We start from the raw sequence: 16,671 nt of genomic DNA, 5'->3' as shown, positions 1-16,671 counted from the left end.
CCCCCCCCCCTCGCCCGCTCGCTGATCTAGCTCAAGCAGCCGAGTTCCACGAAAAACTTTCCCCGACGAATCCCCAATTAAAGGCCGTCATTACACCAGACATCACCACCGAGGCGTGTGTCATCGAAAGCGAAATCCACCGTTGGCGGGCCGAGCTGGGCATTGGCGAACGCATTGGTGTGATCTTTGCGCGGGACGGATTGCCCCTTGCCCGCGAGGTCTCCCGGCGACTGGTCGATTGCGGACTCGCGCATCAGGACGAGATCGGGCATCAGCCAGCCCGACGCACCTCGCAAAACCTCGTCGAAGCCTGGCGACTCTATCAAGAACGGGCCGACGCCGATAGCGCCCGGGCGTTTTTCCGCGCACTGCGCCGCGCGGGACACCTCTCCTCAGAGAACGAGGACGCCGTGCGGCGAGCGTTGGAATACGCCTTCAATGAAGCCATGACGACTGGGCTGGACGTTCTGCGACCACTCCTCAGCCGCCAGCGACGGGGCGTGCAAGCCGGACGCATCCTCGATGAATGGCCTTTACTGCCTGAGCGAGGGACCTTCGCCGAATACACAACACTCTGCCTTCCAGTGCTCAAAAAAATGCGTTGGCCCGAACGACTTGACGCTTGGGAACAACGCGCCTCAGCCCTCGCCGAGAGCCTGACCCGGCAAATCCAACGCGGACATTATCTCCGCTGGCTGGCCGAAGTCTGCCGCATTCCTGGGCGCACTCGGGCAGATCTGGGTCGCGAAGCCTTTGCCCCCGTCGTACTCACCACGGTTGAGCGTGCTTCCCCGCAATCTTGGCAATACCTGATCTTCGCCGGACTCAATCGAGGAGATTGGCCCGCCGAGCAGAACGACAGTCTATTACTCGACACTCGGCATAGTGCGCGGCTCAACTTGCGCGCCAGTATGGATAGTCCGGTAGGCCTCGGCCAAAAATGCCTGCGCGCAGGCAAAAGCTGGCTAGCCAACAGCCTCGACGAGCGACGGCGTTTTTCAGAGGCCTGCGCCAGCCTCCTCAGCCATGTCCAGAATGATGCGCTCTTTACCGCCCATCGCGAAAACCCCGCCGATCCGGGACGTGAACAAGACCTCGCCGACTGGCTCAACCGTCTGATTCATGCACAATTTGGACGACTACCGGGAGATGATGACCTTCGCGAAGCCGCCGAGATGTCAGCCGAAATGTTCGCCCCTGAGCCCGTCCGGCACGACACCTTCCCAGAGCTAACACTAGCCTGGAGCCGACGACGTGATCCGCGAACACCGTTTGATCAATATAGCTTTTGCTTTGCGGAGCCGCCCGCCGAACCACTCACGCTCTCGTGCCGAGCTTGGGAAGACGCCCTGCGCATGCCCGCTCATGCTTGGCAGCGCCATGTCCTTCGCGTTCAACCGGAAAAGGAATTGCAAGAGCAGCAACCGCGGGCGCAGGCTACCGGAAATTGGGCACACAGCTGGGTACAGTTAACGGGAGGGGGGGAGGACTTTCTTCTCTGCCCGAATCACGAAGAATGGACGTTGCAAGTCGAGCGTCAGGCCAAGCAAGTCCGTCAACGCGTGGCCGATGCATTTGCGCAAGCTAACCGGGGACTACCGGACTGGTGGCGCATTGACTGGGCCTTGGCCCGGCGCTGGGCGCATCAGTTGGCCGACGCCCTCACCCAGCTCAATTGGCCCGCCATACGGGGAGAGTGGTCCCTGCCCAAACAACCCCTCCATTTGCCAGGCAACCCACTGGACGGCCTAATCTTCAGCGGGCGCATTGACGCCCTCCTCAGCGACACACCGCCCGAGAAGCTAAGCGGCCGTGCAAAAAGCGTTTGGCCCGACTATGCGGCGGCGTGGATCATCGATTTCAAAACTGGCGGCGACAAGCCACTGAGCGCCAAGCAACTGATTAAGGGAGAGGGTGTCCAGCTCGCACTCTATGCCTTGGCGCTGCATTCGTTGGGGGCCGAACGCGTGCAGACCTCGTTGCTTCGCCCCGGGGAGGAGATCAACGCTCAAGTTTCGCTGGAGCAAATGCTCTCGCTGGACGAGCCATGGACACGCATCCGCAATATGGCCACCACAGGCAAGCTGGGCATCCGTGGGCCACAACGTTCCGACTACAGTTTCGTCGGCGAATACCCCCTTGCGCACCTATCAATCAAGCCCGCCATCCTCGAGTCCAAGTGGCAATTGACGCATGCCGCTGGCGAGGATCAAGTAACGCCTTAGTTATCATTCACAGGCATCTGTTATTTACTCGCTCAACTCTAAATACGTACTTCCATCATCCGGCGGTAATTTATACTCCAAATAATAGTTAACTTCTTCAACCTTGCCATTCTGTAAATGGATTTTAATCGGGATATCGAACATACCCCAAGTCCAAAACGTGACGGAAAAATTATTAAGACGATTTCGCGATGTTCGAACACGATTTGAAAAGCTAGCATGAAGGATATAATCAACCCTAACAACTTGGTCGAGGTCACGGTTAGAACCATCAATCCAAATACCAATGTTATAATGCTCACGTCCCCCTAGATTAAATACCTTGTATTTGATCCGGCCATCGACGCTACGAATAATGGAATGCTTAGCTTGGAATTTCATAATTAAACGTAGTTACCCTCGAACCACCTCCGTAATTCCAGTTGCTTCCTCCGATATTCTTTCATCGTCAAAAGAAGCATCTACCTGATCCGGCTGATAACACACACTGTTAATTCCATGATTCTCGATGAATGTTTCCGCTCGCGACTCATAGAGTGCTCGGTTATCGATCATCAATGTAGTCTCTTGAGAGAAACGCTCATTAACTCGTGAGATGAGAAGACTCCCCTGCTCTACAGTGGATCCCAAACTTGCCTCCAAACAGTATTGATAAAGCTCATATTGAAGATCCTCCAGTTTCTTGGATCGTCGCCAATTATCGTTCGAACTTTCTTCCCACCGAAAAAGATTATCTGCCATAGCCAAAATCCCGGTGATTCCACCAGAGACGCCAGTCAGCAATGTCGAAAGTTCTACCGTCAGCGTGCCAATAGAGCTTACGGCAGTTATAATACCAGCGATCAATGTAACCACTTTCAATTTAACGGCATTCTTATTCTGCACTTCACTCCGCTCTCCATAAGCTAAACGGTAGGTTTCGATGCGCCTAAGCAAATCCTTAGATCGGATTAGGAATGCGTTAAACTGTTGCTCATTCATCGATTAGATTGATTAATAATAGCAAAAATCATTGCTAAACAAACCAGCCAAAAAGTCGAGTGAAAACTTCAGGCTCTCTGAACCCGGTCGTTGGAGCACTGCTCAATTGCGGTCGATGTCGTCTTCGTCGAGTTTTCCACGAAGTTGGTGTTCCAAGGACAGCTTTTCGTTGTCGCGCTCAAGGTAGTCGACGAGGCGGCGGAAGCGTTGCTGAGTATTGAGGGTTTCGAGGAGCTGTTGTTTGATGTCGTTGTCTTCGCAGAGAGTAAAGCTGGTGAGGTCGAGGTAGGTTTCGGGGTCGGTAAGTGCATCGAGAAAATCGAAAACCTCCTCCGGCTCGGCGGCACCAAGCTGCTGACGACGGCGCACTGTGCGGGCGAGTTGGTGACGCATCTCAGCCAGGGAAACCGCATCGGCCCCAGCGCTGTCGAGCGGCTCAAACTCGCCCAAGCGATAAGGATCCTCGTGCACGATTCCAGTGAAGCGCACCCGCGCAAGGCCCTGTAAAATGAGGTGTGAGGAACCGCTGGCCTCTCGTTGACAGGCACGAACCACGCCCACGGAAGCGACTTGGCAGGGTGGCTCAAACTCACCAGTGGCCTCGCCTCGGGCTTCGTCTTCCCGTGCAACCACGAAAAGGCGATCCCCGGCAAGCACGTCTTCGAGCATCTGCCGATAGCGCGGCTCAAAGATGTGAAGTGGCAGCATCGCGTGCGGGAAAAACACGGTATTGGCCAGTGTCATGACTGGCAGCCTCCGGGGAATGGTAATTTCGGCGGGCACAGGATTACTTTGCCGTATAGGAAGAGTTTCCGCAAATGCAGAGCGTAACTATTTCGCCTTGGGTGGGTCGACAAAGCGCTTCACCGAATGGAGCCAAGCATCTTGCTCGCTCGGAGTGGCGAGGAATTCATACCAGTTGATCGCACGCATATAGTCGACCAAGTCTTCGAGGAAACCGTATGTCGCGAGCACCTCATTTTGTTTCTGCACGAAGGCCTCGTTTTGCGCGTCCAACAGGTCGACAATGCTTACGCGGCCAACTCGGTATTTCTCCGTAACGATGTCCAAATTCTTCTGAGCACGGTCAGCGGCAATGCGGCTGAAGCGGATGTCGCTGTATGATGCACTGAGCGCATAAAGCGAATCGAGCACGCGCTGCTCAACGATCTGACGAGTCAACGAGCGATTCAACTCCTGGCTACGGACGAGCGCGCGCTGCTTGAGCAAGTTGAATACGCGGTTGCCTCCCTCGAAGATGGGCAAACTGGCCTGCAAGGTAAAGGTCCACTCGTCCTCAGGCGTATTACCTCCCGCGCCAGCGGCGGCGGCGGACTCAAAGGTATCGGATTGGAAGGTGTTCAGGTAATTAAAACTCGCTCCAACTGACGGGACCACGAAGCTGCGGCCAGCCAAGCCGTAATTAAGCTCCTGCGCCGCAAGAGTGCGATCCGCAACCTCCAGCTCGGGCGCGTGCGCCATGGCATGCTGGAGAGAGAAAAGCCGGAAGCGCTGGGCACGAGCCTCACTGGTGAGCAGCTCAATGACACGGCGTGACGTAACATCGAAGGCATCCGAGCTTAAACCGATTTCCTCGGCATTCCACGTCTGCTCCAGATCCTCCTGCCCCAGCACACGGTTGAGCGCGGTGAGGGAGGTCGAAACCTGGCTTTCGGCCAGAGATACCCCCGCACGATCAGAAGCTTCCTGAGCTTCAAAGCGGTAAACCTGTTCTGGGCCAGCTGTGCCGACATCCAGACGGACGCGGGCGAGGCCAAGATTCGTCCGGGTGACGTCGAGGTTTTCCTTGGCAATGGCCAGAATGGACTTGGCGGCAAGGTAGCGTAAATAGGCAACGGCGGAAAGCTGGACAGTGTCCGACTCCAGACTTTGCTCCTGAAAGGCAGCGGCTTCGTAGTCCTGCTCGGCAATGAGGTAGCCAGTCACGGTGTTGTCATCGTAAATCATTTGCGTCACACCAACACCGATGCTGTTGGACTGGCGCGGAATCGAGCCCAGAGAGGCACGGGCCTTGGCATCGTTGTTGCGCGTGTATTGATAGAGGGCGCTAACCTGTGGCAGCATGCCAGAAAATGCCTGACGTTGCGACTCGTAAACGGCCTCGGTGTCCTGGCGTGTGGCGCGAAGGCGGTAATTGGCATCCGTTGCCAGCTTCACTGCATTGACGAGGGCCAGCGGAGCGGCGGTCACGTCTGGCGCTTCGCCGCCGATCAGCATGGCGTCGAAAAGCATGTCGGTCGGCAAATCAAAGCCAATTTCCGACGCGGTGACTACGTTGACGTAGAGTTTACGCTCCACGCGGAACAAAGCGTCAATCTGTGTCGCAGCCTTGCCGTCGAGAATATCCTTGATGTTAAGCGCAGCACGGCGGGCGAGTTGGACGCGCAGGTCGGGCATCATACCAAAGAGAAAACCCTGAGCGACGCCAGCCTCTCCAGTCATTGCGTAGGTGGGAATCGCGCGTGCGTTGACGCCGGTGATGTAGTCGTCCAGCTGGCCCTGATCAGGGAATTCTAGGGGAGGGAAAAAGAAAATGGCTTCGGCGGTATTCGGAGTTTTTTGCAAGGAATCTTGCGCAGTCGTAGTCAGCGGAATGAACCCGTGCTCAATGCCCAAATCGGCATCCATCTTATTGAGCAGGGTCTGAATCGCCCCATCCTCCTTGAGATCCTGCAGATAGGCATCAGTTACGGCATAAAGAACCTTCTTGAATTTGACCAAGTCATAGAATTCCTTGAGGTCTTTCTCCAGCGAAATATCGGACACCGTGACGGAGAGATTGTTGATCGTCGAACGGCCATTCTTAATGAAAGGTGCCACGATACGCGGGTCTTGCACGTATGCACCGATGCAAGGCTTGTTGAGCGTCAATCCGCCGTTGGCAGCCTCGTCGAGGCTGAAGTAGCCCTGAAGGAGGACCATGTCGATGGCCGAGTCATCAAGTGCGCTCTTGAGTGCAGACCGAGCACCGGCCGGAGACCAGTTAGCATTGAAGCTCGCATCCTCACGGTAGACCACGGTGTGCTTGGTGCGAAGCAAGGCAGTAGTTTCCTGCTTCACGCTCTCGATCATGGCGTCGAGAATATAGGATGGTCCGTCCCGTACGATAGCAATGGTGAGAAGCGGCTTGGGCGCTTCCACATCATCGGTGCTTTGACCGAAACAGGTGAGACTGGCAATCAGGCTAAGGCCAAGAACGCTCACTAAAATGCGAATCAATTTCAGGTAGGACATTAGTCTAAATCAGGTTGATTCTTGAACGGGTGCGGGCTTTTTTCCGAACTTCTCGGAGCAGGCCTGGACCACATAATAAAGCATTGGGACGACAATCACGCTGACCACCGTAGCAACGACCATGCCGCCAAATACCGCAGTGCCAATGGCCTTACGGCTTTCTGAGCCTGCACCCGTTGCAATGAGCAACGGGATAACACCGAGTATGAACGAAAAGGCCGTCATCAACACCGCACGGAAACGCAGTCGAGCAGCCGAAAGTGCAGCGTCGAAAATCGGCATCCCCGTGTCACGCTGGGCCTTGGCGAATTCAACGATCAAAATCGCGCTCTTGGTGGACAGGCCAATAAGCAGAACGATACCGATCTTCGTGTAAACATTGTTATCGTAGCCACGAACCATGAGCGCCGCGACCGCGCCAAGCAGCGCCGTGGGCACTGATAGACAGACTGAAATAGGTAGCGTCCAGCTTTCATACTGAGCAGCGAGCACCAAGTAAACGAGGGCAATTGCTAGGCCAAAAATAACAATAACACCGCCCTGCGCCATTTTTTCCTGATAAGACAAATCCGTCCAATCATAGCCAAAGGCCGACGGTAGGTTTTTTTCCGCCATGCTCTCGATCACATCCATCGCGGCACCCGAGCTGAAACCAGGAGATGGGCTGCCCATGATTTTCACCGAAGGATACATATTGAACCGGGTGATGGTCTGTGGACCAAGCGTTTCTTCAACATCAATGAAATTGGCCAAGGGTGCCATCTCCCCCTGCGGTGTCTTGATTTCCAGTTTGCCAATGTCGGATGGCTGCGCACGGTAATCGCTCTCGGCCTGAGCATAGACTTTGAAGACACGGCCAAAATTGGTGTAGTCATTGATATAATTAGATCCGAGATATGTCTGCAACGCTTCCCAAATGCTGCCAAGCGTCATACCGCGGTTCATCACCTGCTCGCGATTTACATCCACAAATAGTTGCGGAACATTGGCGCGGAAAGGCGTGTACATCCCAGACAGCGCCGTTTGCGCATTACCACCACTGATTACCTGATCGGCCACATTCTGGAGGGTTTGGAGGCCTACGCCCTCACGGTCTTCTAGCATAAAGGTGAAGCCACCGCTCAAGCCCAAACCTGGAAGTGAGGGCGTCGGAAAGCTGAAAGCCAAGCAATCCTGCAGTTGGCTGAGACGGCGGTTCAGCCCAGTGATAATTGCCGACTGGTGCTCCTCGGGTGGCCGCACGGACCAGTCCTTGAAGACCACAACCGCAAAGCCGGTGTTGGACGCCACTGCGCCATCAATCAGCGAGAAACCAGAAATCGTGAGGTAGCGCGCTACGCCAGGAACTTCCTTGATCACGTCGTCCACCTGATCCATGACGGCGCGGGTGCGGTCAAGCGCTGCAGCCTCAGGGAGTTGGACACTGGTGATGCAGTAACCTTCGTCTTCCTGTGGCACAAAACCACCGGGTAGGTTGACGAAACCAAGGCCGGAAAGCACGATCAGCCCAGCGAACAAGACGACGCCGATCGCGGACTTACGCAGCGCAAGTTTAACCACGCCATGGTAACCTCTTGTCGTGGAGTCCATGCCCTTATTGAACATACGGAAAAACCACGGCGTCTTGCCGGAGCTTTTCTTGAGCAACACACCACACAGGGCCGGGCTGAGCGTAAGTGCGTTGATCGAACTAAACACCGTCGCGATGGCGATGGTTAGCGCAAATTGCTTAAAGAGGATGCCACTGATGCCGCTCATGAACGCAGTCGGGATAAACACCGCCAGCAGCACGAGCGTCGTCGCGATAACGGGCCCGGTCACCTCGGTCATCGTTTTCATGGCCGCCGCTTTAGGGTCCATGCCATGCTCCTCAATATTAAGCGTGCAATTTTCGACGACTACAATGGCGTCGTCGACCACAATGCCGATAACCAAGACCAAGCCAAACAAGGTCAGTGTATTGATGGAGAAGCCCATCACCGACATAACCGCAAAAGTGCCGATCAGCGAAACCGGGATCGTGAGTGAGGGAATCAGCGTTGCCCGGAAATTTTGGAGAAATACGTAAACAGTGAAGACCACCAGCAGGAGGGTGATGAAAAGAGTCTCCACCACCTCGGCGATCGAAGCCTCGATGGCAACCGTGTCATCATAAACAATGTCATAGGAGACGCCTTGAGGGAAATTCTTTGACAATTCGGCGAGCCTGCCTTTCACCCCGTCAACCACCTGAATCGCATTAGCGCCTGGTATCTGATAAATCGCAAATGCCGCGCAGTCCTTGCCATTGAAACTGGAAGCCAAACGATAGGATTCCGAACCGATCTCCACCCGGGCAACGTCACGAATACGCAGCGCACCACCATCGCTGGTAGATCGAATAATGATGTCAGCAAACTGCTCCGGATCGACCAAACGGCCCTCTACATTCACTGTAAGCTGAAACGGCTGACCAGCCGGCGCGGGTGGCTCACCGATGGCCCCTGCTGCAACCTGAACATTCTGCTGCTGTACGGCGGAAACAATCTCACTCACCGAGACTTCGCGCGCGGTCAACTTCTGTGGATCGAGCCAGATACGCATGGCGTATTTGCCGACACCGAAAGTCTGCACCTCCCCCACCCCATTGACGCGGGCGACTTCGTCCTTGATGCGCAGCTCAAGGTAATTGGAGAGGAAAATGTCGTCGTAAGTGCCATCGGGCGAGGTCAGCGCGACATACATATTGGCCACCGCAGATTTCTTTTTCACCGTGACACCTAGGCGCTGCACTTCTTGCGGGAGCTGGGACTGTGCTTTGGAAACACGATTCTGCGTGAGCACGTTGGACATGTCTTGATCAACGCCAGTGGCAAAGGTCACCGTCAGGCTCATCGTGCCGTCGTTGGCAGATACGCTCGACATATAGAGCATATTTTCGACACCGTTTACCTCTTGTTCGATCGGTGAAGCAACGGTCTCGGCAACAGTCTGAGCATTAGCACCAGGATAAATTGCAGACACCGTGACCTGTGGCGGAGCGATTTCCGGATAGCGCTCAATCGGCAACGAAAGCATCGCAAAGCCGCCTAGCAGCATGATCACGATAGAAATGACCGCAGCGAAAATCGGCCGACGAATGAAGAAATGGCTCAACATTGGGCTTACTCCGCTGGGGGAACGGGCTGTGAATCAATCTTCACCGGTGCGCCGGGACGGGCGCGCTGGATGCCATTGACAATTAATTGAGCCCCGGCCTCCAAGCCCTCGTTCAGAATGACGCCCTCCGCGACGCGAGCGCCTTTTTTGACATAACGTGTTTCCACAATATTCTCGCCATTGACGACTAAAACAAAATCACCGGCGAGGTCCTTCTGGATAACAGTTTCCGGTACGACAATCGCGTCCTTAACCACATTGGCGAAGCGCACATTGCCGAATAGACCCGGATATAGTAGCCGATTGGGATTGGGGAAAATCGCGCGAATTTCGATGGTGCCTGTTTGCGGGTCGATCTGATTGTCCGCATAATCGATCTCACCTTCTCCGTTGTAAATCGTGGCGTCGGCAAGTTGCAGTGACACCTTCAGTCGGGCATCCTTCTGCTTGGACTTTAGTGCGCGGTCCAATTGTTGGTATTTCAAAAACGTGCGCTCATCCAAGTTGAAATAGAAATACATGGGATCAAGGCTGACCACCCGAGCCAATGAATCGCTGACACCAGGGCCAACGAGATTGCCTGGTGTGATGAATTCGCGGGAAACTTGACCGTCAATCGGCGATTTAATCTTGGTATAACTGATATCTAACTCAGCGCGTTGAACGGAAGCCTTAGCTTGCTCCATTTCGCCTTTGGCCAAATCCAGATCGGCCTCTGATTGAAGCATTTCCAATTCAGAAATGGCCTGAGTGGCGAATAGCTCCTTATTGCGCTTAAAAGTGGTGTCCGCCAAGTCGCGTTGAGCTGACGCGCTAGAGAGCTTCCCCTTAGCAGACTCAAGATTCGCCTGATATTCCGCTGGATCGATGGTGAAGAGTAGCTCGTCCTTCTTAACCTGCTCGCCGGCCTCAAAATCCTTGCTTAACAGGAACCCCTGAACGCGCGCCACAATCTCCACTTCTTGCACTGCAGCCGTTTGCCCAGGCATGCTTTCAAAGACGGTAACCGCTTGTGCTGCAACAGTCGCAACCGTAACGGATGGGGGGGGGGGCTCGGCGAACTCATTACGCTTGGGACAGCCAGCTAGCAGCAAAGCCCCTAAGGTGAGGAAAGCAATTTCACGCATATGCATAGTAACAGTAGATAATTCAACTGTAACTACGCATACCTAAGAGGCACTGCAACACTCGTTTTCTGAGCGGACGGTATAATCACTGTTTGCCGGGAACAAGGCATAACGGTGCAAGAACCAACGCACCGATCCCAGCCAAGACCCACATAACAGTAGAAACTTGCCCCATGGCAAACAGCGTAATCGCTAAGCCCGGGATTGCGATCAACATTACATACATGCCACCCCAGCGCATGTCGTTGAGGCGGCGAATTGCTTGGGTCAGCAAAAAGCTGACCCCAAAAATGGAAATAATGATTCCCATGAAAATAATCAGCCCCGATAAGTGGTGATTTTCATGAAGAGCCATATCAATACCCTCCACCGCCAGTACCCAGAGAACTGAGATGACGATGAAGGCAATGAAGAAGCCAATAGGGCCGCGCTTGGCCCGCATATCGAGAAAGGAGTTTATCATACAAGTATAGACTTAGGGTACGGTAATCGTCGCCGTATTGGAGTAATCAGACACCCCTCCTGCTGATACAGCTCGCACCCTATAACTATAAACTCTCTCCGATTCGACTGAGCTGTCAAGGAATGTAGCCTGCCCGGAGATACCAGTAAACAGCACCGTGCCAATCAAATCAAATCCACTGAATTCTCGATTGCTCCGTTCAATTTGAAAAGCCCCGTTGATAGTTGGATCACTCTCGTCGTAGGCCACACCGTTCCAAAAGAGTTCAACACCACCGGAGTCATCATTCGACAATGCCACTCCTAAACTTGTGGGAGCAAGTGGTTCATCTGCAATAGGAGTAACGACTAACCTCATGAATCGACTATTTACACCGGTATACGGGGCTACATCTCGAACGGTGATACGTGCCGTATACACGCTTTGAACGTCAGACACATTGCCCTCAAGCGCCACTACACGCGGATTGTAGAGCAGCCCATTAAAGCCCGTGAGGCTTTGAGGCCCATATATATCCGTGTATGGAGGAGTCAGCGTAACAATCGGCGCGAGACTCAGCAAATCGTCCCCAGCCTGAACTTCAATTATGATATCTGAAGCACGAACATTGAAATCGAACGTCATGGTCAGATAGTCATTCTGGCCCAACGGAGGAATATTGAAGTCAAAGAGTCCATTTTCATAATCCGGGCGATACAGAGGCGGCGTCGAAGCAACTGTCTGGCCAGATGTGGTGGTACCGGGAGTCGGATCTAAACCTAATGCATATGCCAACAACGAAGTAATATTAGGAAAGCCCGGAATCAAAGCTGAGCTAGAATCGGCAAGGTTAGATTCGACCGTATAGGTGCTAAATGCCCGTTGCCCACTGTAGATGCCATAATTTTCAAAATTCAAAATGAATGTCTGACTTTCGGAATCCAGCCCAGTGAAGTAAGCCGGAACGATGTTAAACCGCCGCGACGTTAAGAATTGATTTGATTCACTTGATTCCAAAATATCATCGTTAATATCCACGAAGATATTAAAGAAGTAATGAGAATCAGCCATCTTGCTGAGGTTTTGATAGACTTCGTTCGAATCTTCTGCACTGCCGGCTTCGACTGCCCCAATGGCGACAAGAATATCGCGCGCAGAAGGTAATTCTAGCTGATGAACAATATGCGACTTGCCGCCCTCTGGAAACTGAGCACTTACCTCAGGCAAAAATAATGAATGTGAAATTGGCGCGTATTCTTTTACCACGGTATCGGATATTAAATCCTCACTATTTTTATCGATTGCGTAGAGCACCACACGAACACTAAATGGCTCACCTTGCGTAATCGTTCCTAGGCCTGTGTTTGTAATATCATATTCGATATAGCTAGTCTGCTCTGGACGGTAAGGATACGTACTGGAGAATCCTGCCTGATTCCGGATTACCAAGTTAGGCGCACGTACAATGATAAATCCTGGCCCTGTCGTGTTAGAATTGTTAGCGAGAGTAAACTCACCCTGTTCAGCAGAGGCGTCAAAACGTAGGAGGACATAGTAATTGCCCGCTGGCGTGGTGAATGGCAAATTAAGCTCAGATTCAAAAATGAGCTGATTGCCATTATTGAGGATATTTGCCTGTGAGAAATTCCCCAGATTCACGTCATCACTATTTCCATAGATCTGATCGACCGATAAGTGCACTGACAGATTCGTCGGATCGATGAATGTATCCGCTGTGCTATTTGGATCGCCGACGTTGAAATCTGCCCCTCGGTTCATGACGGAAACCGAAATCGGCAAACGACCAGTCCCATTAGCATCATCCAGAATGTAAGTGCCAGTCGTCAGCACCACTGTCTCGATCGACATATCAACGTTGCTGATTGGAATGGCATCAAAGTTATACGGAGTCGGTGCAACACGGGCAAAAGCGTCTACATCCAGACTATTTTGAGTATATGTCCAAGTAATCGTCCATGGATAAGTGTAATCAGGATCACCAGGATCAACTGCTGGAGGCCCATAGAGAGGTGAATCGGCATTGATGACGATGTTCACTGGCAGGTAGCCATTCGTATTACCCGAAATTTCTTCAGTAAAGACTGTCGTGCCATCGGGCGCGAAAATCGGGTCACCATCGCCATCCGTTAACGTATAGCTGAGAGTATTATCGATTCCAATAGAACTGATTTGCCATGGGGCGTAAATTACCGTCGGCCCTGTTGCTACAGTATTGTATGAGAATGAAGCAGAATCGATCGGATTCAGAGCGGTAACTTCAACTGCTGCATCATTTGGCGCAGTCGAATCATCAATGACAACCCAATCTCCTGGTACATCAATGAATGTTGGAACTAGCGCGGGGTCTGGATTCGTCCGATTAAATATATTCGTGTCCGGCAATGGCTGAAGGACCTGCAGACCATCAATGAAAGCATTGGCCAATACAGAGGTGCTGCGCTTATTAAAGGTCCACCGAAGCGTATGAGGCCCAGGACTGATAATAAAGGCCACTTGCTGCCATCCAGTATTGCCGCTAATGACTGCGCTACTTGCCGACACATTGTATTCGGAGGTCGGAAGCGTACGAACCACGCCGTCAACCGAGAACGTTAAAGTATCTTGCAGAGCAACTCCGTTTGTTCGCCACCAGAATGTGACTAAAGCGCTGTCAGTGAAGTTATAAACCAGATTCATGACTGCGGAATCACCAGCAGCCAAGGTCCCATCAGTAGAAACAACGCTCGAATCGCCCAAGGGGGACGAATCATCAGGAACACCAAGGAAGATAAAGGAATTCGCGTCAGGGACAAAATTCGGTACTTCTAGGTCTACCCGTGCATAGCCTGTCGGATCAATGTCATCCTGAGTGTATTTCCACGTAATGGTCCATGGATAAGGATAATCACCTGGCTCATAAAGATCGGAATCAGCGTCTATGACGATCTCAACCGTCTGGTAGTTCGGCATAAAACCATTCAATTCCTGTGAGTATGGAGTTAGCGTGACAGCTTCGAGAATGTCGTTCGTATTAGCGGCCTTGAGAGTATATTCCACCTTGCCATTAGGCCCGGCGTTAATCAGCCAAGGAGCGGAAATAAAGGTGGGGCCGTAAACCTCCATTGACATTGTGCGGGTTTGTTCAACTGCCAAAACGGGGGACTGAAGTGAATCGCCATTGAGGGCGAGTGTATCACTAATAAAACGCCATTCATCGCTTCGACCAATGGAAGCCCCAGCCTCGCCGACAATATTGCCAAATCCAATGGCGGGCGGAACAGAGGCTGGAGATATTATCCGAACCCGCTGAGAAATGTAATTATTTTCGGTAACACCACTTTCTTCGTCAACCGTTCCACCCTTGTTAACCACGAAGACAATGAGGAAATACTCCCGACTGTTCTCAGGTATATGCGTGTTAAGCTCCGAAAAGTCTAACGAAACTGAAACTGGCGGAGTGGCACCCGAGCCCGCATTAAATGCGTTTAAGCCCTCAGAATATATTCTCTGTCCATCAGGAATAAGTTGAGGGGCACCACTGGGTATGGCGTTCTCCGTGGGATCGAATTCCAGATTCGACACCAAATAAGCATCAATCGTGATCTCCTTCCCATCTGGGACGATACCAATCGTGCTATTCGTAAGTTCCAAGCTTACGTTGGTAAAATTTTCTCCAAAGTTAATTGCGGTGCCATCAGCGAAGTTCAAATTGCTCAGAGTTAAATCCGGTCGGGTAATGGTAATCGCTGTGAAACCAGTAGTGGTCTCCGAAGCATTGATGACGTCCTCACCAAGGAACGAAACGCGACTGATCAAATAATACTCACCAGGCTCTGCATCTGGGATTACCACGTTCGTGAATGACACCTCATCAGGAGTATCTAGTGGCAGCGTATCGGTTCGCGCAAGCGAGGCCAGCAGTTGCTCGTCATCCACATTGAATGAATCATCATTCGAAAGATACAGTTCAACCGTGTAATCCTCTGTAACCGGGACTGAGCCGCTATTGCTCACAGTCATCGACACTGTAATCGTGGCATTAACACCAAAGATTGCTTCATCAACTTCTGGTGCCGTAATACTAACCGATAGACCATCCGCAGCCGTACGTTGGGGGATATAAGATGTTGAAAATGACGTTGAGCCGGTCCCGAGCTGTCCTGACACGTTACCTCCAACAGCAAAGATACCTTCTGAGCCATATGTGCCTCCCATCACGGTAAAGCCTATCAATTCTGTGCCATCCGGCAAAGTGCCACTCGAAGCTGGTATATCACGCCCACCATCAACAGCGCTAAATGTGCCCGGCTCGCCAATACGTGAGGGCGACAAGATGAAGTAATTGGTAGGGTAGGGCTGTGGAGGCGTATAAATAACATTAATACCAAGCTGCTCACTACTGTTCATGCCCCATCCGTATAATTCGCCTAAACTGTTAATCGCGTAAGATTGATAAGATCCGGTCGAGATAGAAACCCAGTTTGAAGCAGTTCCCACTTTGGTCGGCGAAGTGCGGGGAGTCTGATTTGCCAGACCCAGTTGACCAAGATCGTTGTTACCCCAAGTGTAAATGTGGCCTTTGCGCGTAAGTGCGATAACATGCTGATTGCCTGCTTCAACCTTCGACCAGGAAATAGATGAACTTCCCGGTACCTGAACTGGTGAGAGGTAATCTCCACTAAAGCCAAGACTCTGTACCCCCGCACCCCAGAACCAGAGTGTATTGTCATCCCGAACAGCAATGCTAAACTGGTCGCCCGCAGCGATGTCGATCCATTTGGCGCTACCAACCTGCAACGGTGTCTCAACAATTGTGTCCGAAGCATTTTCTGGCTGTGGATCTTGAAACACTCCAAGGCCCAGCTGGCCATTGGCGATATTTCCCCATGCATACAGTCGGCCCGTCGCATCCAGAGCCAAGGCATGATCGGTGCCGGCAGCGACATCTGAAATCTTGGGAGTTCCTGGAAAATTAACCGATTGCGGAGTATTATTATTAACAGTGGAATTGATGCCAAGCTGCCCGAAACTGTTATTGCCCCAAGAAAAGAGATTATCAGATTCGCCCGTCGTAATACCAAACATGAAGTTTGGCCCAGCTTCAACGCCAGAGAACACCGCAGCAGAAACGATCTTTTCCGGTGCAGGAAGTGGAGTCGTATTCACTCCACGACCCAGTTGGCCTTGATCATTCAGCCCCCACGTCCGTAAGATCCCGTCGGCGTCGACTGATCCACCAAACTGATTGCCCGCCGATAAGGTGCCCGCCGCATGCAAGCCGCCGACACCGATTAGAAAAGATCCTATCAGCGTTGAAAATAGCGATAGCTTAAAAACTGTATGTTTTGGAGAATTCATGACATGGTCCTAATTGTGAACTCGCCCCACGAGGTGAAAGAAGTAACACAAACGGGCAGCAGTGAGAAAGGCGTAATGCTGGGGGGCTATTGGTCGCATACCTTAATCACTGTTATTTGCATAATGCTGCCGTTTGATTGTCCGA

At 52.4% G+C, this 16,671-nt stretch carries 9 protein-coding genes; 1 reads left to right on the top strand and 8 read right to left on the bottom strand.

Annotated elements, in window-relative coordinates; genetic code table 11:
• The coding region (locus IE065_RS03865) for a PD-(D/E)XK nuclease family protein (protein ID WP_189512021.1) at window positions 1–2,225 on the top strand (2,225 nt) is incomplete at its 5' end.
• Window positions 2,226–2,249: 24 nt separating this feature from the next.
• Here the strand turns inward: IE065_RS03865 and IE065_RS03860 are convergent.
• From IE065_RS03860 to IE065_RS03825, 8 genes are all read right to left on the bottom strand, one after another.
• The gene (locus tag IE065_RS03860) at window positions 2,250–2,606 is read right to left on the bottom strand and encodes a pYEATS domain-containing protein (protein WP_189512019.1); all 357 of its coding nucleotides are present in this window, start codon (window positions 2,604–2,606) and stop codon (window positions 2,250–2,252) included.
• Window positions 2,607–2,618: 12 nt separating this feature from the next.
• Window positions 2,619–3,206 carry a hypothetical protein gene (locus IE065_RS03855; protein ID WP_189512017.1) on the bottom strand — a complete coding sequence of 196 codons (588 nt, stop codon included), beginning with the start codon at window positions 3,204–3,206 and terminating at the stop codon, window positions 2,619–2,621.
• A 102-nt stretch (window positions 3,207–3,308) separates the two neighbouring features.
• Window positions 3,309–3,989 carry an LON peptidase substrate-binding domain-containing protein gene (locus tag IE065_RS03850; protein ID WP_189512016.1) on the bottom strand — a complete coding sequence of 227 codons (681 nt, stop codon included), beginning with the start codon at window positions 3,987–3,989 and terminating at the stop codon, window positions 3,309–3,311.
• Window positions 3,990–4,037: 48 nt separating this feature from the next.
• Window positions 4,038–6,461 (bottom strand): TolC family protein, encoded by a 2,424-nt coding sequence (locus IE065_RS03845; RefSeq protein ID WP_189512014.1) that lies wholly within the window; start codon window positions 6,459–6,461, stop codon window positions 4,038–4,040.
• A gap of 9 nt (window positions 6,462–6,470) precedes the next feature.
• A complete protein-coding gene (locus IE065_RS03840) occupies window positions 6,471–9,599 on the bottom strand; it encodes an efflux RND transporter permease subunit (RefSeq protein WP_189512011.1) in 3,129 nt (1,042 codons plus the stop codon).
• A 5-nt stretch (window positions 9,600–9,604) separates the two neighbouring features.
• Window positions 9,605–10,726, bottom strand: coding sequence for an efflux RND transporter periplasmic adaptor subunit (locus IE065_RS03835; protein WP_189512009.1), 1,122 nt, complete (start codon window positions 10,724–10,726; stop codon window positions 9,605–9,607).
• A gap of 85 nt (window positions 10,727–10,811) precedes the next feature.
• A complete protein-coding gene (locus tag IE065_RS03830; protein WP_189512007.1) occupies window positions 10,812–11,189 on the bottom strand; it encodes a hypothetical protein in 378 nt (125 codons plus the stop codon).
• Between the two features lie 12 nt (window positions 11,190–11,201).
• Window positions 11,202–16,526: an RCC1 domain-containing protein gene (locus tag IE065_RS03825; RefSeq protein ID WP_189512005.1), complete on the bottom strand. Its 5,325-nt coding sequence runs from the start codon at window positions 16,524–16,526 to the stop codon at window positions 11,202–11,204.
• Window positions 16,527–16,671: the final 145 nt, after the last annotated feature.

The sequence above is a fragment of the Cerasicoccus arenae genome (assembly GCF_014651635.1).
GTDB lineage: Bacteria > Verrucomicrobiota > Verrucomicrobiia > Opitutales > Cerasicoccaceae > Cerasicoccus > Cerasicoccus arenae.
This window is presented reverse-complemented; position numbering and strand designations above follow the sequence as displayed.

Bases quoted from the DNA above. Each gene is read 5' to 3' on its own strand.
- IE065_RS03840 (WP_189512011.1), bottom strand. From the start codon at position 9,599: ATGTTGAGCCATTTCTTCATTCGTCGGCCGATTTTCGCTGCGGTCATT.
- IE065_RS03860 (WP_189512019.1), bottom strand. From the start codon at position 2,606: ATGAAATTCCAAGCTAAGCATTCCATTATTCGTAGCGTCGATGGCCGG.
- IE065_RS03835 (WP_189512009.1), bottom strand. From the start codon at position 10,726: ATGCGTGAAATTGCTTTCCTCACCTTAGGGGCTTTGCTGCTAGCTGGC.
- IE065_RS03825 (WP_189512005.1), bottom strand. From the start codon at position 16,526: ATGAATTCTCCAAAACATACAGTTTTTAAGCTATCGCTATTTTCAACG.
- IE065_RS03845 (WP_189512014.1), bottom strand. From the start codon at position 6,461: ATGTCCTACCTGAAATTGATTCGCATTTTAGTGAGCGTTCTTGGCCTT.
- IE065_RS03830 (WP_189512007.1), bottom strand. From the start codon at position 11,189: ATGATAAACTCCTTTCTCGATATGCGGGCCAAGCGCGGCCCTATTGGC.
- IE065_RS03855 (WP_189512017.1), bottom strand. From the start codon at position 3,206: ATGAATGAGCAACAGTTTAACGCATTCCTAATCCGATCTAAGGATTTG.